Below are 22,111 nucleotides of genomic sequence, written 5' to 3'. Positions count from 1 at the left end.
TCCAGGAAAGAAAGGGGCCGAAGCCCCTTTTTTAGTTGATGCCTAACTCTTTGCGCTTGGCTTCAATTTCTTCTGACAATTTGGCGATACCCGCTTTGTGGTGCGGCTTGGTGCCAAAGATTTCTTCATACTGCTGCTGCAGCGCGGCCAGCTTAGCGCTGTCGTCGCTGTCGCCGCCGCCCTCTTCCAGCAGATTGCCATCACCATCGATCAGCTGCAGGTTGTCGCCAGCCCTGCCGCCGTATTCGATTGTGTCGCCCTCTTCCAGCAGATGCCCGTTGATGAATGACTTCCGTGTGACGCGGTACATTTTCAGTTGTGACATGTCACACCCCGTTAAACAGTGATGTTGAAGGCGCTTGCATAGTTGCGTTGTGCATCAGCATCCAGAAGCAGGCCAGCAGTGAAAGTACCTGCGGTCAACGGGCCAGTAGCCACGGTGTAGTTGACGCGCAGATAACGCTGCACACCATGTGGAACAGTGGCCACATAACGATAACCAACCTTCAGATCAGCAACTGCGATTGCACCGGTCTGCAGCAACGTGGTTGCACTGGCGAAATCGCTGGTCTTGGAGGTTTGCAGACTGATCGTTACGGTTGCGGAACCGCCAGCCGCGGCAGTTGAAGCCACCTGGGCGATAAACTCAACCGGGTAGCCAGGGCCGATATCGCGCACATCATTGCCGGCATACAGCGGGCCGAGGTCGATTACGTCAGTAGAAGGCGCGGTTGCCGTAACAGCCTGCGCCTGCGAGAACATATTCAGATAGTCGAGGATCATTTTGTCTCTCCATCAGTAAGAAAGGAGAGCCGCACCCGGCGGCTCAGCCGGGATTATTGAACCTGAGATTCGGTGCTCAGCAGAGCATCGCATGTACGCACTGGCACGCCGCGGAACGAAGTCCACCACACGCCTTCGGTTTCTTTAACGCTGATCGCCAGAGAAGCTTTTTCAGTTGCCTGAATGTCCAGGTATTCAGCCGCATCGCGGTTCATATAGAACACAGCCTTACCCATCTGCAGGTTAGGGATGCGATGCAAAGCCTGCACCATCAGCTTGGCCAGATTCGGGCCGTCGTCGGCGCCCAGCTTGGTGGTATCGATGTTGGCAATGCGAACGGCATAACGCCAGTCGCGAACAGTCAGGCCATTGTCCCACTTGTAATGGGTTCGATAGCCTTGATACTGACCGCCATTCGGATCTTTCAGGGTTTGCTCGCCAAGGTCTTGATGGTTAAGACCTGCTTTCTGCCCTTTGGGGAAAATTCCATGAACGGTATTGCTACCCCAAACCACCAGCCATACAGAGGTCAGGTTTGACCCGGTGCCGCCGGCATCAACGATGTTTTGCGCGTTCTTGGCAGACTTGTCGTTATAACGTGCCGACAGGCCGGTGAATCGCTGAGGGTTAATACGGGTGTCACCGTAGAAGATGGTTTCTGCCATCGTCTGATTCATTGCCTCCAGGAAGGCATTATCTTCAGACAGGCGAAACTCTGCCGTATTGCCATTCAGATCAGCTAGGGCTTTATCGATCTCAGCATAGGTTTCCAGCATGCCAGTGCTGTCTGTTACCTGTGCCGTGGTGGATTTGCTGGATGGAACGCCGTAGTTAAGCAGGCGCCAGGTTGCTGCAGGCAGACCGGTGCGCACGGTGGTACGGTGGCCAGTTGGAAGGTTGCCTTCAACAAACAGCATATCGGTCAACACAGGGTTGGTTTGCGACAGCAGTTCTACGATGGTTGGCACTTTACCATCAGGATCAGTGCGCTTTGCCCAGTCTGCCAGCGTCAGCGCGTTGGTGCTTTTAATAGCCATTCGGTGTTACTCCTTCTTGCCGTAGAGAATGTCGGCCGCGCTACGCTGACCGCCTTGATTTGGCACGACGAAGGTATCTTCAGCCATCGCCTTGCCGACTTTTGCACAGAAGCGAACCAGTGCCGGGTGATTACCCAGGCCGCTCGCATTCAGGTATTCGCGCAACTCTGGGTTGCCGAACTGATCCAGCGCGCGCTGCGCGGCGCCTACACTGGCGTTGAACTTGTCGCCGCCGATTTCTTTGTCGGCCTTGACCTGCTCACCCCAATCAGCAACTTGCTTGCTCCAGGCTTCCGCCTGCTGATGCTGGATCTGCGGATAGATGTCGACCAGCTTTTGCGCCTGCTCTTGGCTCAATCCCAGCTCTTTGGCGATCGGCTCAAACACAGCCAGAGCATTGGCGTCCAGTTCCTGGCCTTCCGGCGAAGTGAACTCGTATTTCTCAGGCGCTGCAGGTTTCTTTTCCTTCTCCGCTTTTTCCGCAGCTTCCTTATCGGCTTTCTCTTTCGCTTCTTTTTCTGCCGCGAGTTCTTCGGCCGTCTTGCTGCCTTCCTGTTTTCCTTCGCCTTCCGGGTTATCACCTTCCCCCGGATTCGGATTAGCAGCATTGTCAGCTGCTGCCGGGTTATCGCCGGTTGCTGCAGGAGCTGCGCCACCATCACCACCTTCCGGCGGAGCTTCAGAGCACAGGCGGCGATACATCAAACGTTCGAACAAGTTCATGCGTTGCCTCTTAAGCCACGATCCCCGCGGCCTTCAACTTGGCCAGCAGAGCGTTAAAGTCAGTTACCAACCCAGCCACATCTGTTGCGGTTGAGTTAGCTTGTGTTGCAGCCTGCTTGACGCCGCCGACTACCGAAGCGGTTGCCGCCGGCGGTGCAAATGTGGTTGGTTTACCGGTGATATCACCCCATGCAACGGAGGAACCGCCGCCGCTCAGAACCTTAACGACTTGCACGCCGCCGTCATTCCGGATCACTTTCTGGCGTTGTGTTGCCATGATTAGCCTCTCTGTCTTTCTCGGCCTCGGCGGCCATCTTTAAATACAAGTCCGGGCAGATGCCGAACACGTCATTGAACAAAGCCAGTCCTGCGTTACGATTACCTTCAAGAAACATCGTGGTGTTTGTGTCTGTACGGAACGTGGTTTGAAACACGCCGGCTTGTTCAAGAAGCCCCCACACAAAACGGCGGCCACTCTCTGTTGCCATCACCTTCTTTACGTCGTCAGCGTGGCGTTGCTGAAGCTGCTCGCGAGTCATCATTGCTGCGCCCCCTGGCCTTGCTGCATAGCCTGCTGAATGCTGGTCAGTAAGTTAGGGTCTGCTGTTCCTGATTGACTGAGAGTCTTCGCGATATCCGCGGCACCGGCTCCCATCTGCAGGCTCTGTGCTGCCTGCTGCTGCTGCGCGCGCTGCTCGCGCTCTGCCTGCACCTGCTCGTCGGACTTGGTGATCGTCGTAGGAACGCCAAGCATGTCGCCGTACTCATCGATCGCCTGGTCAACGTCAAGTTTGTCAGCGGCCTGCTGGAACCCTGCTGCAGCCATATTCCCGATGAAACCGACAAAGCGCTCAATAGAGCCGATGCCAACAGACTTCTGCGCCTGCGCCATCACGCTGGTGTATTCCACACGCAGAGGCTGCCCCTGCAGTTCATCCGGTGGCGGTGGCAACATGCCTCGGCGCATCATGATGTTGAAAATCCGATCGATAGCCGGGTCCAGTAGTTCATCATTCAGGCGGTCGAGCACCGGCCCGATCTGCAGCATCTTCTCGTCGCGCATCTCGTTGACCGCTTCGATCGGCATGCTGCGGGTGTTTACGTTGCTGAACATGTTGAACAACGGAACGAAGTAGCACTCATTAACAAGCTGACGCCCGTCTTGAATGCTGCCGAGCAGTTCCTGAATGCGGGGGTTAATCTCGTAAACCGGTTTGAATCCTGCCGTATCGCCGGCGCCGTTGTAGTAGGAAACATCGCCAGGCAGCAGCGACAGGCGTTCATTCTTCATCGAACTTGGCGCCATCATTGGTGGATTAACCAGCTTGTCGATCGCCTGGTCTTTACGCTTCTGCTGAAGCTGCAACGCTTTAACGCCGCCCAACGCAAGAATGCCAGGGCATGATGAGCCATATGCATCCTCGCCGTTGATGTCCCAGCGCGGCACCAAGATAGGCATTTCATCGAAACCAGACTCGCTCAGCAGCTTGTCTCCGGAGCCGCCTGGTTCGTAATAAATCGAGCTGAAACGCTTGTTCTTCGCGTTCAGTTTTCCAGTGTCCCGGTTGGTGTTCGGCAATACGGCATGCACGACTTCGAACCACGTTTCAAACGAACCGTTATCCCAGGCGGATGCCACGGCATCGCTCACGTTCTCCTTTCCAAACTTGGTCACCAGCTGGCGGCAGGTCATGGAGAATTTGCGGAATACAGTGTCGACCTGCAGGCGATCGCTGTTCGAGATGTAGTAGCTGCCGATTGGCAGCACGTGCGTGCGGATCACATCCTCTTCATCTTCCAGGATGGAAATCGCACCAGTGGCAAACGTGCCAAGGTAGCGATAGAGAACGGTCAGGGACTGATACCAGTTGGATTTGTTCATCACGTCGTTCATCAATTCGACGACCTGAGATAGCCACATCTTGACTGGCCAGCTATCCATCAACTGTTTGTTCGGAGTGTTCAGTGAGAACCACGGGCGCGTCGGGCTGGTGATGCCTGACAACATGCCAGATTCAAGAGTGCGCGATGCAAGCCCGCCGGTAGGGTCAACAACCTTGGTGTTGCGCTTGTTGCGGCCAGCATCGGTTGTAAGGAATCGCCCGCAGTTTGGCAGGATGAAATCGCTCAGCTCTTTCCAATGCGAGTCATACGACGCCCGCGCGGTTACGAGTTGAGACAGCTGCTTTTCCAGAAACTGCTTGCGGGATTCCTGCTCAGCCATGATCAGCCACCCAACAGAGTTTTGCCGGTGGTGCTGGCTTGGCCGGTGGCGCCCTGCGCACCAGTAAGGATTGTCGACTGTTGGCCAGCGGCTGCACGGCGTCGAGCCTTATCCTTGTCGGCAGCATCAATCACTGCAGCATCCTGCGCTTGCGGCGCTGCCTGTGGCTGCGGTGGCGTTGAAACCTTCGGCGTACTCATGCACATGCGCGTAACCCCCAAATAATTACCAATTAAACCACATGAGAATTATTTTGACTAATTTGTTGACGTTAAAATCAAAACAAATTACCTTTATGGTAATTATTGAGAGCGTAAGCCGGGCCAGCTTCTATCACTCTACACAGAGTAAAACTGGTATCGGTGCTCTCGATGAGCTATCGCGAAGCATCATCCGAACTTAATCAGGTGCAAACACTTGTAGGGGGTGTCGGAACTTGGTGGATGGTGTTTCACGATAGCCGCGACCGTTATCACCCTGGAATGCTGTGTGTAGGATTTAGCCCGCCTTGAGCGGGCATTTTTTTATGTACAAAAACATATTGTTACCTATAATCATGCGCACACACAGTTAACTAAAAATGATAACCATGCTTGATTTTATCAAAGACATACTTTCCGCTTTTAGACAATCCTCTATTGAGAGAATAAAGAATCCATTTGTAGGTGCATTTGTTTTCTCTTGGCTTGGGTTCAACTGGCAAGTTCTTGCAATAATTCTATTCAGTAAAAAAGATGTTATAGAACGAGTTGACTACATCAAAGAACACTATGATGTTGGACACTTCATTTTAGCCCCTGCGCTAACAACGATAGTTATATGCATCATATTGCCTTTGGCAAATAAAGTATTTACAAAATTTCAAAGCAAGCCAATTAGTGAAACCACTGATATTCTCATGCAGTCAAAAATAGACATAGCAGAAAAACAACTACAGATAGCTGACATCGAGGCAAAAAAAAAGCTAGCCATAAAAAGAGAGGAAAAATATATAGAGCAAAACATATATGAGATAAGAGATAAACACTCAAGATTAGAGAGAACAGCAGAAGAAATGACAATTGAACTAAAGAAGGTTAAGGGTGCCCTAGCGGCTTCAGTAAACGAAAACGCCCAAATAAAAACCGAAAATTCGTCATTAAAAGAGGTTTATAAAATTAGAGAAACATCGCTTAACGAGCAAATTGAATCCCTTAGAAAAAGCATCTTATCACTAGAGAAAAAAGAAAAAGACTTACATAATAAAATAAAAAAATCTAGGGAAAAGAATGACGAGTACGATAAGTTTATTTCCGAAAACCCTGACATACTTAATAGATTCTTCCAGTTTGGGCTGGTAACACAGCCCAACCTACACGCAAGCAAATTAAGAGAAGCAAATAATTATAATAATAATGATGAGGAATCACTTTAATAAACAAACCCTCTATTTAATTTAGCTGTGACGCCTCCAATTTTTGGAGGCATTCAATCAAATTGAATACGGGTCATATTCAGTAACAACCCCACCGCGCTTCTCCCCCGGCAATGCGTGCTGTCGTTTCGTCACCGGATAGGCGAACGTGAGCACGAAGGCATCACCACAACCCGGGGAGCGACCGAGTCGCTCCTTAATGTCTTCCTTCGGCTCCAGCACTATCTTGCCATCCGTCCTAACTTTGTACTCGGCCGCAGACAAATCCTCTGCCGTCTCGCGCTCATCCAGCGCCCCACCAAGCTTAAGCCAGGTCTTAGCGTTGTTGTACATCTCACCGCGCTTATTCAGCATCTGCGGGTCGCTCGATGCGCTACCAAATGGCACCAGTGTCCATGAGCGCCCCCAGCCGCTACCGATTGAGTGCAGGCCAGTACCATAGCCAAAGTCGATATGCACAGCATCGGCGTGATACTGGTCTTCGAAGTCGGCAATGCGTTTGGCCATGATCAGGTCATCGGTAGTTTTATTGCCACGCCAGAGAAGCTTTGCATGCAGCCCGCGACGCATGTAGATCACCGCGTCGTCGGCGCCGGAGTATGCCGGGTCGACACCGATGATTGTCGGCGCGTGCGCCACATCGCGCTCGGTAACCACCCGCGCCAACGCTGCATCAGTGAGTCCGGTGGGGATAAACTGCGTCTCCGAGGCATCCGGGAATATCCCGCGCACGCGCACTTTGAAGAAGTCGCTATCCTCGCCGTTGTCCTCTTCCCATTTGGCGATCTGCTCTTTGTTAGTGCCTTCGACGGTGCGGCTATCAATTTGCTTACCCTTCCAGCGGTGGCGATACTTGCGGAAGCACTCACGGAATCGCCCCATGTTGCGCGTCGGGTTCCCGAACGCTACCCAGATAATCTCTGTTCCTTCATCGGTCAGCGCACCCTCAGCAACCTCCCACACCAGATCTGCAATGTTGGATGCTTCATCGAAAATCAGGATGATGCGCTTGCCTTTGTTGTGCAGGCCGGCGAATGCCTCGGTATTGTTCTCTGACCACGGCACAGCATCAGCGCGCCACGATTTCGCGTGCGCTGGGTCATTGGCATAGATAGCGGTAGCAGTGCAGTTAAACCAGTCGCTGGTGATAGATAGGCGTTGCCATTTGGCGATCTCCGGCCAGGTCTTGGTGCGTAACTGGTTCTCGGTGTTTGCGGTCACCACTACCTTGCAGTCTTCGCAGGTGTCCATGCCCCACTTCACCAGCATTGAGATCCAGGCAGACTTGCCGATGCCATGGCCTGAAGCGCGGCAGATTAGCAGAGGTTGGTGCCTGGTAGCTGGGTTTTGAAGGTGGGCGCCGATCTCTTCAAATGCCTCACCCTGCCATTGACGCGGCCCGGCGGAGTCGTGCAGCTCTGTTCCCTCCTCTCCCCACGGGAAAGCATAGAGCGCGTATCCGTGAGGGTCATGTGTGAAGCTGGCGATATCCTCAACAAGCTGCTGCTCGAGTAACTCTTCGTCATCACTCACTTGGTGTTTTTCTCCAGTGCGCGCCGGCGGGCGTTGGCCATACGATCGGCCAGGGTCACGTTAACATTGACGTCCACCCGGTCTTTGAATGCCTGCACATCGACATGCTTACCGATCAGTTCGAGGTTCTTCACCTTGTCAGGCCATTTAACTTTCTGCAGGGTAGATTCAATATCGTCGTCCCCATCTTTACCTGCCATGCGGATACGGTTGATATCCATTGCGCTTAATGATGTTCGCCAAACCTTTGGCCAATCACTGATAGGCTTAAGTCCGCCGTCATCATTCAGTATGTCCAGCACGTCCATCTGATCGATTTCAATCAGCCGGTTAAGCACATAGTCAGCGCTGATCTTCGTTCGCTTGTTGCGTTGCTTCATCAGCTCCGCGATGCGTTCTTGCACCTTCGGGTTATCCATATTGCGCGACGCCGACACGGCCGCATTCTTATAGCCGGCAGCCGCCGCCGCGGCGGTCTGGTTGTTAGGGTTCTTGATGTATTCCTGGCAGAAGCGTTCCATCTGCGCGTTAAGCTTACCGTCTCTCGCCATAAAAATTACCTCCTGGGTAACATCATAACACGCAGTGAAAAACCGCCAAGCGGCGGTTTTATCGTGTGTGACCTTGTTTCATTGTCACGCTTTATTGTGTGACACGTCACACCAGCTCGAAGTCATCATCAAATGTCGGCGAGTTGCGCTCTATCGCCATTATCACAAGGATAAACTGGATGCCCTCGTTAAGCGAAACCGGCCGCTCATACTCGATCATGAAGACATTCTCGTATGTCCTGCCAAGCCAATAGCCACCGCCATATTCGATATTACGTTGAAAGAAAACCCATCCACCTGGAACAAATTTCTGCAGCCACTCTCCCCTGTAGACCACCTGATAAATGTCTGCTTTCTTGCTCATAACCCACCTGCAAATACTGTATGCATGAACAGTAATATTTTAGACCAGATGAGTCAAATTTTCCGCTGCCGGTTACAGCGTCTTGAGCATCAGCTCTCGCCAGATCTGTGTCTAACCGCACGCCGCTTCTCCGTTGCGGTAACATCCGCCGGCAGGTCCAGGCATGGATTCACCGCACTGGCATTTATGGCTGGCCAGTTCCGCAAGCTGGCGCTTCAGTTGATTGATGTCCTGCACCGCCAGTAGTTCGAAATATTCATCAACGCTATACGGATCTTTGCCAGGACGCCGTGCCACGCAGTTAGCCTTGATCTGCTCGAAGATATGATCGCTAACCTCGAACGTAATCCGGCGCCGGCCGCTTACAGCGGCGCTGCTCGCCGCTTCTCTTTCGCGTTGACGCTGGGCGCGCTTGCGGTCGCGCGCGTCAGCCTTGCGTTGTTCGTCGCTCTTAGCTATTCCCACCCTCCGGCGCTGCTGCCAGCATTGCGCGATACGCTTTCGCGCTATAAACCCCAGACTCACGATATGCGGCTCGCAGCATTTCGTCCGTCGGCTCGATCGGAACCAACTTGTAACTATCTGAAATAATTGGGATGCTGCTTGTAGCGGCTACGCTTTCCAGCATTGCGGCGCGGCAGGCGTTCCAACCATTCATAAACCCAAGGTCGAACACATCAGCATCCGGGATCCACACGTAACACAAAAGAATGTCTACCAGAGGATATAGCGCTATAACATTCTATTAATCTGCTCAAAGTTTGTATGTGCTATTTTTTTTATCATCCACAGGCATACAAGCTGAACTCCAAGTACAAATTTTTCTTTGCTTGAATAGTTTCGCTCCATCAACCTAGGGGCCCTGAAGTAGGGTCTAAAATATTTATCCGTCAAAAAAACATACTCATCGCTACTAATTTCTCGCCCAGTAGAATGTTTTATTGGCTCTGATTCTTCTAAATCAATAACTTCGAGTATATCGAACTCTTTAACAATTTCCTTCACATTAAATATTTCATTTAATTTAATATTCCCTATTTTTGAGCGAGCATCCTCATTGTCAAAGTTGAAGTCCTGAATACAATGAGCTGATGTATTCCTGATATTCCCTATATTTGCCACAGCCAGTGACACACACTCCTTCATCATTCCCAATGACAAAGACAGCAGTCTTTTCCTGTCAAAATCCAATTTCAACTCATTCACATGGCTAACAAAATCACGATTTCCATTAATTTTTCCCAATGCAGCTTCAATGCTCATATCAACACAGATTTCTACATAAGCAGCACCAAGAATTGCAACCTCTCTATCTGGGTATTCTCCTAACAAATCTAACTGCTCAGATAACTTCAATAAATTCACATCTTGACGAATTAAAGTTTTCTTTTTCATCCAAACCTCAACAAGCTCAGCCTTACTATATAATAATGCACATTATTATACTTTACTCACAGCTTAACGTTAATTTTTAATATTCATTAGGTAACAGCGCGCCACCTATTCGTATTTTGGCCAGCATCGACCAGCTAATGAACCGACAGCACCGGCGATGCACACTGCTGAACCGCTATTAGCCAAATGCTCATAATGCTTTCTCCTGGGCCTCGGCCCGCTGCTTAATCCGCTGGCTTTCTTCCCCGGCTTCAAATGCGGCCTTTAAATCGATGCGAAGGCGGTCAGATGGAAATCGGTTTTCTGATTCAAGCCATTGATCGAACGTAAGAGGCTGCGGTCTGTTGCTCTTACGCTTACCCACGCTCCACCTCCATAGCGCTGCCACTGGCCAGTTTCGGGGGCCCGTCATAAACCTCTGACAGATGTCCCCGTATCTGCATGCGGCGCAGTGCGCTGTACATGTAATCGCACTCAGCCTGCTTGTTGGCGCGGAACGGCTTGTTCTTGTTGGTGCACCACATCGCGTTACCCGGCCAGCCCCAGACCTTAAAGACGCGACCGCCTTTGACGTTCAGCAATCCCCAGCCTTCAGGCAGCTCCTCGATGCGGATCAGCCCCGGTTCGCAGATGAAGAAGCGCCAATCCCCCATGCCGAGCTCAGGTTGAATGCGGAACCGCTTTTTCCGGTCTGCAAGGAAGTCACTGCGTGAGCACTTGGCTTCGATCAAGCAGGATGCCAGATTACGGAAGCCGATTGCGTCAGGCTGTTCGCCGGTGGAGACAGCGGCAACAAAGCGATCATGGAAAGCGACTGAGAAACCGTTATTGCGCAGGAACCGCTCGGCAATCAGGCAAAGTTCGCTGTGTGTCAGCGCGGGCTTCAGTTCATTTGCTGGCATCACGCACCTCTCCATGAACAACCAGCGTCCAAACGATGTTATTGCCATGGTTATTTTTTGATTTCAGTAATCCGCGCAACATCATCCCACGAAGGTGATCGCGAATTTCTTTCGTTACGATGTGGAACCCTGGATATGCAGCTTTGACGAAGTTCTTTATTCGCCAGGTTGCCATGCTAAAGTTGCCGTTCCAGTCCTGGTGGTAGTCGCTCGATATGGCATCAAGCATGTTGTTGTCCGTGGGAGTGAATTTTACAATCACTGGGCGCTCTTTCATTTGGCCTCCCGGAGCGTGCTGGCGAAGTGACGAGCAAGGCCAACTTCGTTCTGATAGCAGTGCTGTCCGTCGATCGGTGAATCAAGGAAGTCTGCGAACTTCTCCACTCCCCGAGCTTCGATAGCTGCAAGTGCTGCGGAGGTGGCTGGGGTTTCGCCTTCGTCTTCAATAATCTCCGCTACAACGTCATCGTGGTATGTGTCGATGTCACACCAATGGACATCAACGAAATACCCATCAACGGTGGATTCATGCCCCCGCAGATAGCCAAGATTGAACAGTTTTATACTGCGAGCCTTCAGCGCCGCATTCTCCACAGCCAGCGCATTAACTCGCTGCAATGCTTCCTGCTCACCCCAGATGGCATTTCCAAGATTTTGAGCCAGCATCTCAACCCGTTGTGCCAGCGCATCACGCTCAGCCTTCAGCGCCTCATAACTCATAGGCAACGGCTTATCAGTTTTTATACCTTGATTTTCAACGATATTTTTCATTATCAAATCCTTACCTGTGTGTACGCTGGTTCAGTTCTTCCAGCTCTTTGCAGTCGATGCAGAGCCGGACGCCTGGCACGGTTCTGCGCCGTGCTTCTGGGATTTCTTCGCCGCACGCGTCGCATTCATGCGCCGCCGGCAGTGATGACTTTTTGGTTACTGCATCGATCTGCGCCTGCAGGTATGTGGCTGCGCGCTCGTTTGCATCGTCGATGTTGTCCATGGTTACTCTCCGATTCCGTGGCGGGCGATGAGCAGCGCGTCGGCTACGGCCTGGCCTTTTGCTTTCTGGTCGAGGATCCGCAGTGACGGGTAAAGCTGAATTGCCCGGCTGCGCGCCGCGTCCTTGTCGCTACCGATCAGGCCGGCTGTTTTCTTCCAGGCTTGCGGGGTTACCAAGCTGTATGGAATAAACAGCCCCTGCAGGATCCCTTCGACTACGCCAGCGGCGTGGCCAAACGTGAACATGCTGCTAACTCCCTGGCCAGGCATGGCGCCGACTTGTTCTAAAAAAGCCTTTGATTCAGTTAGGTCAAACGAACGCAGAAACGACGCTATGGCAGCTCCGTTAACGCGTGACTTAGTGCCAACCTTGACCGTTGGCATGCAAATCGAGTCCTGATACACGCCGCAGTCATCCAGAACTACAATCGCTCCTGAACACCCTGGGTCTATACCGATGATTACGTTGCTCACTGCCCGCTCCTTAAATCACCATTCAGGTAATCACTACCAATTAGGTAATTATTTGAAACTAAAAAATAGCGATTACTCTCACAAATCGCACATGCGCTAAAACTCTCTGTACGGGCCTACAATCGATTTTATTGCCTAACCCATCTCGTTACATGCCATTAAGGCACTTAACGCAATCTACCCACCGTAGCCGCAGGAATTTCAGAATTTCAATTCGTATTCGGTTTTCCGCTTCGCAATCTTGCCAACATTTCCATCGCTGCTGAATGGCCAGCACCAGGTGCGCCGCGTTTCCGCGAGGATGCTTTTTCAGAGAGCAGTGGAACCGGATCAGGGATCGATTCTCCAGCCTGCACTTTGGCGCCCCAAGCATTCAGTTTTTTCTTTGCCAATTTCTCCAGCTCTCCGCTGGTTAGGTTTTTTTGGATCATCTCAGAACGAAGGTCACAGCATATCCAGTAGAAAACCGGATGCTTCCACGGATATGTTTCAGCGCAGCTGTAGCGGCTTCGGTTCTTGCAGTAGGCGTTAAACTCCTGCATCACCTCGTCGACGTCGATTCCAAGGCCATGCTTTGTGCTGCTGACGTATGCCAAGAAGTCGGACAGGTCCGGTGCGAACTTATTTCCTTCAACCAGACACTGCCTCATGCACTCACCTATGCCAGCTTTGATCTGAGCGTCAGACAGCTTTCCAATCGCGTTGATCCAGAGTGATGACGGGGTCAGTCCGTTCCGTCTGGTCCATTTGTCCGAATACAGTTCCACCATGCGATCCCAAATCCTGATTGTTCTGTCCAGGGCTTGTGAGTCCGTATTGCTCTCGCATCCTGGCTGTTGCTGCGTGAACTGCTTCGACTGCGTTGCCTTTGTAATCAGGTCCCGCACCATATCGCCCGCCTGTCTCATGGTTGCCTCCGGTCTTAAGTTCAAATAACCCATGCCAACTATTGGCCATACTTTGCTTGATGATTTCTGCCTGCACCTGCAGATCTCCACCTGACAGCTTCAACAGATTCGTGATTGCCGCCCCTTCGCTTCTTGGCGTTGGTGCATACGCCTTGATCTTCAAATCACGTCGATACTGCTTCCACTCCTCCCAGGCGGATACGTTCAATCCTTCCGGATAGGGATAAGCTTGTTTTTGCTTTGGGGGAGTAAGAGGGGGATCTTTATCTTTTAGATCTTCTCTTCTCTTCTCTTCTCTGGTCGTCATTTTGTCCGCTTGCGATGCGGACATTTTGCGGACGCTTCTTTTTCTCGCTGCATCCTGCGCGCGACGCTTGGCAGACTGCCCGTTATGCTCGTCAAATCTGGGCATTACGAGGTTTTCGCCGTCAACTTCCAGCCAGCCAACAGCCATCATTGCGCGAGAAAATCCAGGAAATCCGATCATGTCGTCGAGCGTTTCAGGACTGTAACCGTCAAGGAATCCGTCAACAGAATGGACATCAAAAAGACACCATGCGGAATGTAGTCCGCCAACAATCCGAAGTCTGTCCGCTTTCAATGCGGACGCCATGCGGACAATTTTCGGATGCGTGTGAAGGTCAGAACGCATTTTTATCCAGTCGCCGGCCATCAGCTCACCTCCGCTACTTTTGCCCTGGCGTCGTGGATCAGTTTCTTGATGTGCTTGCGGTAAGCGGATGAGTGTTGCGCGGAACATTCCACGCAAACGCCGTTACTCGTAAAGCGCTCAGAGTAGTGACCATTACGGCAAGGCTTGCCGGTATAGAACCGGAGTTGACCGAGATTTATGGCCTCGGCCCGGGTAACAATTTTCATTCATAGGCCTCTTTTACTGTCTACTGTCGTCAGTGATGTAAGAATGCATGCAAAGCAAAAATAGATCAACCATAAATAGATTTTTATTACCCAGAACCATGGGGCAATAAAAAAGGGCCGCATGAGCGACCCTTGATATGGTGGTGTTAATCAGTAGAAGAACAGCACTAGCTCCTGCTTTGTTAACTCCGGCTTTCTTTTCTTGCACGCCTTAAACAGCTGATCAATTAACTTTTTCTTCGGCATTCGCGTCTTCCTTTGCGTATGCGTCATGATGTAAAGCGCGGTGGTGCCGGCTTCTTCTGCAAACGCATCACGCTCATCTTTGCTCATCCCCAGCCAGAATTGTTTGAAGTTAAACGGCTCCATATCCTGCCTCATTTCAATGTTTGATCGTGCAGATAATTACCTAAATGGTGCCATTTCGCAAGTTTGTTACCTTTCCGGTTCGTTTACCATTTAGGTAATTTTGTTTTAAATACATGCAACAACCTATTCAAGGGACTGTGAAACCACTATGAAAAGCATTAACGACATCCGCCGCGAGAACCTCCGCGACATCATCAACCGTGATTTCGATGGCCGACAAGTACGCCTGGCGGAACGGCTGGAGATTAATGCCAACGTGATCAGCCGTTGGCTGAAGCCGGCGACAGACAAAAACCACAAGACGATCGGCGACTCAGTGGCGCGCAAGCTCGAGATTGCAGCGAATAAGCCTAAGTTTTGGTTGGACCGCGATCACATGATGGCAATGGCCGCTGGCGCCGAAGCAGTGCAAGAGGAAACCGAAGTCGGAGCCATTGTGGCGAGCAATCTGGAATTGTGGATGAGCAACAACCGCGAGCTTTCCAGCCAGGCTAAAGTTGGCGCCGCCGCCGGCGTTGGCCAGTCTACTGTTAACCGGGTGCTGAGCCGTGAAGGCAATATCACTATCAACAGCCTGGAAGCGATCGCCGGTGCGTTCGGGCGCCGCGGATATGAGCTGCTGCTGAAGCCAAAAGACCCCACCCTGATTAATTATGATCGATCACAATACGCGCAGTTGCCGGCCGAAGATAAAGCCAAGATAGAATCATTCATTGAGTTCGTAATGCAGCAGGCGCGAATCTAACAAGAAAATCCCATTTCATGACAAAAAGTTACCGCCACGCGGCGGTTTCTCACGCCAACAATAATTACCTTATTGGTAATTTTTTCTATTACTGACTATTGACAGCAACCCTTTTACGGTCGATTATCACCCCAAGAAGTTACCAATCTGGTAATGATGCTCTTTAACAATCAGGCAGGAATTGAGGCACCGCGATGATGCGGTGAAACAGCACGGATTCCGTGCATTCCTTCGACCTTAATAGTTACCAAATAGGTAACCTAAAGAGATAGGGATGATTTCTCAAACCATCAACGGGATTTTCTGCGTGACCGTCTGCGGCTGTGTCAGTTGGCGGTTTGCAGATTTCAATGAAGCCCTGCACTGGGCATTTACAACACGGTTAGCGATCGATACTGCCAACCGGATCGGAGCGTAACTATGAACACACAACAGGCTATCGATATTGAAAAGATCGTTGCCGGCTTCACGGAGCATGACAACGAAGCAGTTTATGCAGAGGTTGAAACGCTGGATAAGAAGGTGCCGATCCACGGCTTCACCGCTTTTATCAGCAAGTACCTACCGCAGGACTTTGACCAAGAGGCTTTAGCCCTTGGCACCGACTCAACCGAGTATCAGGAGCTGGCAGGCGCGGCAATTTGGGATTGCATAACGGAGCTGGTGAAGCGACAGCGCGCAATGGAGATCTACCGCCGGCGCCACCAGTTCGATGAGGTGGCGTGATGAATCAAGGTATCTACAACGACATTTCAAATGAGGATTACCACGCCGGCGACGGCGTGAGTAAGTCGCAATTGGATATGGTCGCCAAGAACCCGGCTCTGCTGCAGTGGATCAAGTCGGCACCGGTCGACACTGAAAAGCTGAAGGCGCTGGACATGGGAACGGCGCTGCATTGCAAGTTGCTTGAGCCGGACGAATTCAGCAAGCGGTTCATCATCGCGCCGGAATTTAACCGGCGCACCACGGCAGGCAAAGAAGCGGAGGTGGCATTCCTGAAGGATTGCGAGCATACAGGGAAAACGGTCATGGACGCTGAGCAAGGCCGGAAACTTAACCTGATGCACGATAGCGCGATGGCCCACCCGGCGGCGCGGTGGTTGCTGGAAGCAGAAGGCCATTGCGAATCATCGTTCTACTGGACTGACCCGGAAACAGGTGAGTTATGCCGGTGCCGGCCGGACAGGTACCTGAGTGATCACCCAGTGATTGTGGACCTTAAAAAGGTTGCAGATATGGACCGGTTCGCACGCCACCTCGAGGAATTCCGCTATCACGTCCAGGATGCCATGTACCGCGATGGATTCCAGCAGGTCACCGGCGAAACTCCCGGATTTTTCTTCTTGGCTGTCAGCGAGACGATCGACTGCGGCCGCTACCCGGTACGCGTTTTTGAACTCGACGCAGCAGACGTAGACGAGGGTCACCGACTCTACCGCCGGGATCTAAATACCTATCACCAGTGCCGCATCACCAATGAATGGGGCGGCGTCGAAAAAATCCAGCGCCCGGCATGGGCCAGAAAACAGGATCAATATGCATGAGCAACGAACTAATTGAAGTAAACAACCAGCCATCAACCATGACCGCCAGCAACGCGGTATTTAACCCTCAGGCGCTGGGCCAATTGACATCCTTTGCCAACCTGATGGCGGATTCAGTTGTGAGTGTCCCCACGCACTTTGTTGGTAAACCAGCCGATTGCATGGCCGTGGTAATGCAAGCGATGCAATGGGGCATGAACCCATACGCTGTGGCCCAGAAAACGCACATTGTAAACGGCACCCTTGGTTATGAGGCTCAACTTGTTAATGCCGTCGTTACCAGCTCAAACGCTGTTCGCGGCCGATTCCATTACGAGTACACCGGGGACTGGTCAAAATGTACCACCTCTAAAGAGGTCACCGTTAAAAAACCCGCCAAAGGGGGCGGAACTTACGACAAGGTTGAACGTGTTAGGGGGTGGGGTGATCAAGATGAAGTTGGATTAAGCATCCGCGTTGGCGCGGTATTACGGGGAGAAGAAGAAATAACCTGGGGTGAGCCGGTTTATCTTTCAAGCGTTGCAATTCGAAACTCACCTCTGTGGGCGACAAATCCAAAACAGCAGATCGCCTATCTGGCAGTTAAATACTGGGCGCGCCTGTACTGCCCAGAAGTGATTCTCGGTGTGTACACGCCGGATGAATTCGACGCGCCGCAACCACGCGTTGAACGCGACGTAACTCCACCCGCAACCAGCGCCGCCGGCGTAAATAACCTGATCAACGGCAAGAAGCCGGAAAAAGAGATCAAGGCCGTGAACCAAGATGAGCGGTCGCCTGACGATCTGCTGGCTGCATTTACCGAAGCGGCAAACAAAGCCGCAAACGTGGAAGAACTGGACAAAGCCTATAAATACGGCGCCCACGTTCTGGCGCCACATGAAGAACAGTTACAGGCAGCTACCGACGTCTACAACATCCGTCGCGATGAGTTGAACGAAGTCCCTATGTAACCAAACGCCGCGGGGCTACTGCCCCGCCAAAGGAGAAGCAATGAAAGCAGCAATTCGAAAAACACAACTCCTGGCGATGGTTCCCATGTCGGAATCACAGATCACCAAACTGGAAAAGGCAGGAGAGTTCCCGCAGCGATTTGCACTTACCAACCGCACCGTGGCCTGGAACTTGGATGAAGTAGAAGCCTGGCTCGATAAGCAACAGGCCGAAAACACCGGCCGCACGCCGGATTATTCCCCAGATGTCCGCAAACGAGTAACCCGTCCGATGTTATCTGTCCGATAGTATTATCTCGTCACTAAATCAATCAAGAAGTTTCTTCATTTCATGAAGAAACTTATCACTCTCTCCGGAAAAATTTTCAAAGTCACTCTCGATTTTTTTTGCTTGTAAAGCATACGAGGCCAATACAGATAATGCCATTGCTTTTGACTCTAAGTCAGAGGCTGCGAATGAAGTGTCAATAAAACGCCTATATTTCTTTTTCAGGCCTTCTGTGATTGCGGGTCTTCCATTTTGAAGTTTATAATGAATTTCCCTAATTCTTAGAAGCTCATTCGAACTAAATTCAATGGTCAAAAAATCCTCATCAATAACTTTTTCAAGTCCACTATTTATGTATATAAGAGACATAACACCATAAGCTCTACCTAATTTTTTATCGCCAAAAAAATCATCCAAAAAAGAATTAACCCCCGCCACGCAATGCATAACCCGTGGCAATCTCTTATCATACCAATCACTAGTCGGGATAAAAAGAGTACTTGCTGATTTAAATAAGCTTTTGCCAATATTTTGGGTTACTCTTTTAATGTTTTTTGACTCATCGGAGAAACCAAGAGCTTCACACAACAAGCCAACCCTTTCCGAGAAGGCTAACAAGCAAAGCATTATCTTCATACTGCACCTATCAGCCCAAGCCTCTAATAATCTGTAATCATTTACATCACCATTTGGAATGTAATTGTGATGATTTACATAATGGGCTAATTCATGACTTACGATAGATGAAATAAATATGAAATCTTCAAAATTATTTATTTTCATATCACAAAATTCCGGGCTAAATCTTAGATAGCATAGATCACCCCTTCCTTTTATTGAGGCATGCATAGCACTGTTCGTATTATAAAGTTCATATCTAACTTTGAAATTGTATTTTTCATCGTAGAACTGTTCAAACTCTTCTACTAAAATTTTTGTCAATTCACCAGAATTCACTTTAAATGTTCCTTTTTAATCCATCTATCGACCATATTTGCCCACTGCTGCAGCATATCACGCCGTTGTTCAGCATACTCAGCCTTGTTATATACCGCACGCACGCCGCGTTGCTCGTGGGCCAAACACTTCTCAATCCAGTCTGTATTAAATCCCTCTTCATGCAACAGCGTGCTGGCAGTTCTGCGCAGATCGTGAACTGTGAAGTGCGCTATTTCTTTTCCTTCTTCCCTGATTTTTTCGTTTGTCGTATTGATCACCCGGTTAAGCGCTGAATTGGACATAGATTTTCGTGGATTATATCTGGCCGGAAGGATGTAATCGGAACCACACGCTGCCACTTGGAGAGCAACCATAATGTCAATCGCCTGCTGGGACAGATAAACAACATGCGGACGCCCAGCCTTCATCCGCTCTGCTGGTATCGTCCAGCGCGCTGAAGAAAAGTCGACTTCCTTCCAAGTAGCATCTGTCAGCTCCCCCTTGCGCACCATCGTGATCAGTATCAGCTTCAAAGCCAGCTTTAGTGAAGATGCGGCACCGGTAGAGTTAAGTGCATTGAAGAACAGCCCGATCTCATAAGGTTCAAGCGCGCGATCGCGTTCTTCGAATGTGGCAATGCTGGAAGCTTTGATATTTGCCGCCGGGTTTGGCACTGCGTGGCCACGGTCAATAGCATGGGTGAAAACGGCACTGACAATTTCCCGCACCTGGATCGCCGTCGCCCTGGCGCCGCGGTCGACTATCTTGTCGCACAGTGTGCGGAGCATTGGCGTTGTGATTTCATGCAGAAGCTTTTTGCCCAGCGTTGGTAGGATGTCTCTGTCGATCACTGCCTGTTTCATAGCCCGAGTGCTATCCGCTAGGCGGACGTGTTTCATATAGGCGACGGTATAATCAGAGAAATTTTCCGCCCCCTTTATTTGCATGATACCGTCGCGCTTTGCTGCAGCCGGCGACTGGCCTGTATCCACCATCTTTTTGGCGGTATTGAGTTGTTCGCGCGCTTCAGCCAGTGTGATACCGTCAGAACCATACCGGCCGATAGTCAGCGTCTCACGCCGGCCATTAATTCGATAGTCATATCGGAAGGAGACTGATCCGCTTGGTTGCACGACAACATAGAGGCCATCGCGATCGGTGACCTTGTATAATTTCTCTCTTGGCTTCAGGTTTTTAAGTTTTGTATCTGTGAGCATGCCGGCTACTCTCTGCTGTGGTTGATACCGTCAATATTTACCAAAAAGGTGGTGAACGGATTAGGCCGAGAGTACAGCGGAAATGGATATACCGTCAAAGATACCGTCAAAAATTGAATGCTTTCACGAATAGTAATTGATAGTCAGAAAGAGAAAACCCCCGGACAGCAGAGCCATAACGGGGGTTTTTAAATAATCACTGATAGTCAGTAATTAGCTGTTCATCATTCCCACTCAATCGTCGCCGGCGGCTTGCCGCTGATGTCGTACACCACGCGGGAGATGCCGTCCACTTCGTTGATGATGCGGTTGGAGACGCGGCCGAGGAAGTCATACGGCAGGTGCGCCCAGTGCGCGGTCATGAAGTCGATGGTTTCTACCGCACGCAGGGAGACCACCCAGTCGTATTTGCGGCCGTCGCCCATCACGCCGACCGAACGCACCGGCAGGAACACGGTGAACGCCTGGCTGACTTTGTTGTACAGATCGGCTTTGTGCAGCTCTTCGATGAAGATGGCGTCGGCGCGGCGCAGCAGATCGCAGTACTCTTTCTTCACTTCGCCCAGCACGCGCACGCCCAGACCCGGGCCCGGGAACGGGTGACGGTACAGCATGTCGTACGGCAGGCCCAGTTCCAGGCCAATTTTGCGCACTTCGTCTTTGAACAGCTCTTTCAGCGGCTCGACCAGGCCCAGCTTCATCTCTTTCGGCAGGCCGCCCACGTTGTGGTGCGATTTGATCACGTGCGCTTTGCCGGTGGCGGAAGCGGCGGATTCGATCACGTCCGGGTAGATGGTGCCCTGCGCCAGCCATTTCACCTGCTCTTGCTTGCAGGCTTCTTCGTCGAACACTTCAACGAACACGCGGCCGATGATTTTACGCTTGGCTTCCGGCTCGTCGACGCCCGCCAGCGCGGTCAGGAAGCGGTTTTCCGCCTCGACGTGCACGATGTTCAGGCCGAAGTGGTCGCCGAACATTTCCATCACCTGCTTGGCTTCGTTCAAGCGCAGCAGGCCGTTGTCGACGAACACGCAGGTCAGGCGTTTGCCGATGGCGCGGTGCAGCAGCATCGCGGTGACGGAGGAGTCAACGCCGCCGGACAGGCCGAGGATCACGTGGTCCTCACCCACCTGCTCGCGGATGCGCTCAACTGCATCTTCAATAATGGTGGCCGGCGTCCACAGGGCTTCACACTGGCAGATGTCCAGTACGAAGCGCTCCAGCATGCGCTGGCCCTGACGGGTGTGGGTCACTTCCGGGTGGAACTGCACGCCGTAGAAGCGTTTTTCTTCGTTGGCCATAATGGCGAACGGGCAGGTGTCGGTGCTGGCGACGGTCACGAAGTCGGACGGGATCGCGGTCACTTTGTCGCCGTGGCTCATCCACACGTCCAGCAGCGGTTTGCCGGCCGGGCTGATGGCGTCTTCGATGTCGCGCAGCAGCGCGCTCTCGTTGACGATTTCCACCTGCGCGTAGCCGAACTCGCGTTCGTTGGAGCCCTGCACATGGCCGCCCAGCTGCATCGCCATGGTCTGCATGCCGTAGCACACGCCCAGCACCGGCACGCCGGCGTTGAACACGTAGTCCGGGGCGCGCGGGCTGCCGGCTTCGGTGGTGCTTTCCGGGCCGCCGGACAGGATGATGCCGCTTGGGTTGAATTCGCGGATCTGCGCTTCGCTAACGTCCCAGGCCCACAGTTCGCAGTAAACGCCGATTTCGCGCACGCGGCGGGCGACCAGTTGGGTGTATTGCGAACCGAAGTCCAGTATCAGGATGCGATGCTTATGGATATTTTGTGTCATGTGAGGCGAATTCCAGCAACAAGAGAAAAAGAGCGAAAATGTGTGTTTCGGGATGGGGCTTGGCGCCCCACCCCGGCCTCTCACTCAGGAG

The 22,111-nt window shown here is 51.6% G+C and carries 33 protein-coding genes; 7 read left to right on the top strand and 26 right to left on the bottom strand.

The window, feature by feature from the left end:
• Nucleotides 1-31 precede the first annotated feature (31 nt).
• The 8 genes from AC2CGQ_RS00930 to AC2CGQ_RS00895 are packed head-to-tail and all read right to left on the bottom strand — an operon-like array spanning nucleotide 32 to nucleotide 4,973.
• Nucleotides 32-325 (bottom strand): hypothetical protein, encoded by a 294-nt coding sequence (locus AC2CGQ_RS00930; RefSeq protein WP_049234912.1) that lies wholly within the window; start codon nucleotides 323-325, stop codon nucleotides 32-34.
• 11 nt (nucleotides 326-336) lie between these two features.
• Nucleotides 337-783, bottom strand: coding sequence for a Bbp16 family capsid cement protein (locus AC2CGQ_RS00925; RefSeq protein WP_484593410.1), 447 nt, complete (start codon nucleotides 781-783; stop codon nucleotides 337-339).
• Nucleotides 784-836: 53 nt separating this feature from the next.
• Nucleotides 837-1,820, bottom strand: coding sequence for a major capsid protein (locus AC2CGQ_RS00920; RefSeq protein WP_049234910.1), 984 nt, complete (start codon nucleotides 1,818-1,820; stop codon nucleotides 837-839).
• A 6-nt stretch (nucleotides 1,821-1,826) separates the two neighbouring features.
• Nucleotides 1,827-2,543, bottom strand: coding sequence for a peptidase (locus AC2CGQ_RS00915; RefSeq protein WP_197667134.1), 717 nt, complete (start codon nucleotides 2,541-2,543; stop codon nucleotides 1,827-1,829).
• 10 nt (nucleotides 2,544-2,553) lie between these two features.
• Entirely contained in the window at nucleotides 2,554-2,820 is a 267-nt protein-coding gene (locus AC2CGQ_RS00910; protein ID WP_053091965.1) for a head fiber protein, read from the bottom strand.
• A complete protein-coding gene (locus AC2CGQ_RS00905; protein ID WP_308331999.1) occupies nucleotides 2,786-3,085 on the bottom strand; it encodes a Bbp19 family protein in 300 nt (99 codons plus the stop codon). The genes AC2CGQ_RS00910 and AC2CGQ_RS00905 overlap by 35 nt, the downstream gene beginning before the upstream one ends.
• The gene (locus tag AC2CGQ_RS00900; protein ID WP_484593409.1) at nucleotides 3,082-4,767 is read right to left on the bottom strand and encodes a portal protein; all 1,686 of its coding nucleotides are present in this window, start codon (nucleotides 4,765-4,767) and stop codon (nucleotides 3,082-3,084) included. Before AC2CGQ_RS00900 ends, AC2CGQ_RS00905 begins: the two co-directional genes overlap by 4 nt.
• Before the next feature lie 2 nt (nucleotides 4,768-4,769).
• A complete protein-coding gene (locus AC2CGQ_RS00895; RefSeq protein WP_033648882.1) occupies nucleotides 4,770-4,973 on the bottom strand; it encodes a hypothetical protein in 204 nt (67 codons plus the stop codon).
• A 383-nt stretch (nucleotides 4,974-5,356) separates the two neighbouring features.
• On the opposite strand from AC2CGQ_RS00895, the gene AC2CGQ_RS00890 reads away from it, so the two are divergent.
• Entirely contained in the window at nucleotides 5,357-6,181 is an 825-nt protein-coding gene (locus AC2CGQ_RS00890; RefSeq protein ID WP_484593408.1) for a zinc ribbon domain-containing protein, read from the top strand.
• Between the two features lie 57 nt (nucleotides 6,182-6,238).
• Here the strand turns inward: AC2CGQ_RS00890 and AC2CGQ_RS00885 are convergent, their stop codons facing one another.
• The 15 genes from AC2CGQ_RS00885 to AC2CGQ_RS00815 form a co-directional block, all read right to left on the bottom strand.
• Nucleotides 6,239-7,714, bottom strand: a complete 1,476-nt coding sequence (locus AC2CGQ_RS00885; protein WP_484593407.1) for a terminase — start codon at nucleotides 7,712-7,714, stop codon at nucleotides 6,239-6,241.
• Nucleotides 7,711-8,265, bottom strand: coding sequence for a terminase small subunit (locus AC2CGQ_RS00880; RefSeq protein WP_484593406.1), 555 nt, complete (start codon nucleotides 8,263-8,265; stop codon nucleotides 7,711-7,713). The genes AC2CGQ_RS00885 and AC2CGQ_RS00880 overlap by 4 nt, the downstream gene beginning before the upstream one ends.
• 106 nt (nucleotides 8,266-8,371) lie before the next feature.
• Nucleotides 8,372-8,629, bottom strand: coding sequence for a hypothetical protein (locus AC2CGQ_RS00875; protein ID WP_484593405.1), 258 nt, complete (start codon nucleotides 8,627-8,629; stop codon nucleotides 8,372-8,374).
• Nucleotides 8,630-8,740: 111 nt separating this feature from the next.
• Nucleotides 8,741-9,094 (bottom strand): hypothetical protein, encoded by a 354-nt coding sequence (locus AC2CGQ_RS00870; protein WP_484593404.1) that lies wholly within the window; start codon nucleotides 9,092-9,094, stop codon nucleotides 8,741-8,743.
• Between the two features lie 267 nt (nucleotides 9,095-9,361).
• The gene (locus AC2CGQ_RS00865; RefSeq protein ID WP_484593403.1) at nucleotides 9,362-10,024 is read right to left on the bottom strand and encodes a hypothetical protein; all 663 of its coding nucleotides are present in this window, start codon (nucleotides 10,022-10,024) and stop codon (nucleotides 9,362-9,364) included.
• A gap of 190 nt (nucleotides 10,025-10,214) precedes the next feature.
• The gene (locus AC2CGQ_RS00860) at nucleotides 10,215-10,388 is read right to left on the bottom strand and encodes a hypothetical protein (RefSeq protein ID WP_484593402.1); all 174 of its coding nucleotides are present in this window, start codon (nucleotides 10,386-10,388) and stop codon (nucleotides 10,215-10,217) included.
• A complete protein-coding gene (locus AC2CGQ_RS00855) occupies nucleotides 10,381-10,926 on the bottom strand; it encodes a hypothetical protein (RefSeq protein ID WP_484593401.1) in 546 nt (181 codons plus the stop codon). The genes AC2CGQ_RS00860 and AC2CGQ_RS00855 overlap by 8 nt, the downstream gene beginning before the upstream one ends.
• Entirely contained in the window at nucleotides 10,913-11,203 is a 291-nt protein-coding gene (locus tag AC2CGQ_RS00850) for a hypothetical protein (RefSeq protein WP_484593400.1), read from the bottom strand. The genes AC2CGQ_RS00855 and AC2CGQ_RS00850 overlap by 14 nt, the downstream gene beginning before the upstream one ends.
• A complete protein-coding gene (locus tag AC2CGQ_RS00845; RefSeq protein ID WP_484593399.1) occupies nucleotides 11,200-11,697 on the bottom strand; it encodes a hypothetical protein in 498 nt (165 codons plus the stop codon). The genes AC2CGQ_RS00850 and AC2CGQ_RS00845 overlap by 4 nt, the downstream gene beginning before the upstream one ends.
• A gap of 10 nt (nucleotides 11,698-11,707) precedes the next feature.
• Entirely contained in the window at nucleotides 11,708-11,920 is a 213-nt protein-coding gene (locus tag AC2CGQ_RS00840; protein WP_049234891.1) for a TraR/DksA C4-type zinc finger protein, read from the bottom strand.
• Nucleotides 11,921-11,922: 2 nt separating this feature from the next.
• Nucleotides 11,923-12,393 (bottom strand): RuvC family protein, encoded by a 471-nt coding sequence (locus tag AC2CGQ_RS00835; RefSeq protein ID WP_313795379.1) that lies wholly within the window; start codon nucleotides 12,391-12,393, stop codon nucleotides 11,923-11,925.
• Nucleotides 12,394-12,602: 209 nt separating this feature from the next.
• Complete coding sequence (locus tag AC2CGQ_RS00830; RefSeq protein ID WP_484593398.1) at nucleotides 12,603-13,043, bottom strand: replication protein P; 441 nt, start codon at nucleotides 13,041-13,043, stop codon at nucleotides 12,603-12,605.
• A 31-nt stretch (nucleotides 13,044-13,074) separates the two neighbouring features.
• Nucleotides 13,075-13,974, bottom strand: a complete 900-nt coding sequence (locus AC2CGQ_RS00825; protein ID WP_484593397.1) for a DNA replication domain protein — start codon at nucleotides 13,972-13,974, stop codon at nucleotides 13,075-13,077.
• Nucleotides 13,974-14,180, bottom strand: a complete 207-nt coding sequence (locus tag AC2CGQ_RS00820; RefSeq protein WP_033632341.1) for a hypothetical protein — start codon at nucleotides 14,178-14,180, stop codon at nucleotides 13,974-13,976. Before AC2CGQ_RS00820 ends, AC2CGQ_RS00825 begins: the two co-directional genes overlap by 1 nt.
• A 150-nt stretch (nucleotides 14,181-14,330) precedes the next feature.
• Nucleotides 14,331-14,549 carry a hypothetical protein gene (locus AC2CGQ_RS00815; protein ID WP_484593396.1) on the bottom strand — a complete coding sequence of 73 codons (219 nt, stop codon included), beginning with the start codon at nucleotides 14,547-14,549 and terminating at the stop codon, nucleotides 14,331-14,333.
• A 148-nt stretch (nucleotides 14,550-14,697) separates the two neighbouring features.
• Here AC2CGQ_RS00815 and AC2CGQ_RS00810 point away from each other — a divergent pair, with 148 nt between their 5' ends.
• The 6 genes from AC2CGQ_RS00810 (at nucleotide 14,698) to AC2CGQ_RS00785 (ending at nucleotide 18,083) form a co-directional block, all read left to right on the top strand.
• Nucleotides 14,698-15,294, top strand: coding sequence for a helix-turn-helix domain-containing protein (locus tag AC2CGQ_RS00810; RefSeq protein ID WP_049234886.1), 597 nt, complete (start codon nucleotides 14,698-14,700; stop codon nucleotides 15,292-15,294).
• A gap of 274 nt (nucleotides 15,295-15,568) precedes the next feature.
• The gene (locus AC2CGQ_RS00805) at nucleotides 15,569-15,712 is read left to right on the top strand and encodes a DUF2985 domain-containing protein (RefSeq protein WP_121513954.1); all 144 of its coding nucleotides are present in this window, start codon (nucleotides 15,569-15,571) and stop codon (nucleotides 15,710-15,712) included.
• A gap of 2 nt (nucleotides 15,713-15,714) precedes the next feature.
• Entirely contained in the window at nucleotides 15,715-16,020 is a 306-nt protein-coding gene (locus AC2CGQ_RS00800) for a hypothetical protein (protein WP_484593395.1), read from the top strand.
• Nucleotides 16,020-16,841 (top strand): PD-(D/E)XK nuclease-like domain-containing protein, encoded by an 822-nt coding sequence (locus AC2CGQ_RS00795; RefSeq protein ID WP_484593394.1) that lies wholly within the window; start codon nucleotides 16,020-16,022, stop codon nucleotides 16,839-16,841. The genes AC2CGQ_RS00800 and AC2CGQ_RS00795 overlap by 1 nt, the downstream gene beginning before the upstream one ends.
• Nucleotides 16,838-17,794 (top strand): RecT family recombinase, encoded by a 957-nt coding sequence (locus AC2CGQ_RS00790; protein ID WP_484593393.1) that lies wholly within the window; start codon nucleotides 16,838-16,840, stop codon nucleotides 17,792-17,794. Before AC2CGQ_RS00795 ends, AC2CGQ_RS00790 begins: the two co-directional genes overlap by 4 nt.
• Nucleotides 17,795-17,834: 40 nt before the next feature.
• Nucleotides 17,835-18,083 carry a helix-turn-helix transcriptional regulator gene (locus tag AC2CGQ_RS00785; RefSeq protein WP_484593392.1) on the top strand — a complete coding sequence of 83 codons (249 nt, stop codon included), beginning with the start codon at nucleotides 17,835-17,837 and terminating at the stop codon, nucleotides 18,081-18,083.
• Between the two features lie 18 nt (nucleotides 18,084-18,101).
• On the opposite strand, the gene AC2CGQ_RS00780 is transcribed toward AC2CGQ_RS00785, so the two are convergent.
• From AC2CGQ_RS00780 to guaA, 3 genes are all read right to left on the bottom strand, one after another.
• Nucleotides 18,102-19,019, bottom strand: coding sequence for a hypothetical protein (locus tag AC2CGQ_RS00780; protein ID WP_484593391.1), 918 nt, complete (start codon nucleotides 19,017-19,019; stop codon nucleotides 18,102-18,104).
• A complete protein-coding gene (locus AC2CGQ_RS00775) occupies nucleotides 19,016-20,218 on the bottom strand; it encodes a tyrosine-type recombinase/integrase (protein WP_484593390.1) in 1,203 nt (400 codons plus the stop codon). The genes AC2CGQ_RS00780 and AC2CGQ_RS00775 overlap by 4 nt, the downstream gene beginning before the upstream one ends.
• A 224-nt stretch (nucleotides 20,219-20,442) precedes the next feature.
• On the bottom strand, nucleotides 20,443-22,020 hold the full coding sequence (gene guaA, locus AC2CGQ_RS00770) for a glutamine-hydrolyzing GMP synthase (RefSeq protein ID WP_015378768.1): 1,578 nt from the start codon (nucleotides 22,018-22,020) through the stop codon (nucleotides 20,443-20,445).
• Between the last annotated feature and the right edge of the window lie 91 nt (nucleotides 22,021-22,111).

It is taken from the genome of Serratia sp. DFXYC6, from assembly GCF_057196085.1.
The sequence above is the reverse complement of the archived record's forward strand: the minus strand, read 5'-3'. Positions and strand labels throughout refer to the sequence as shown.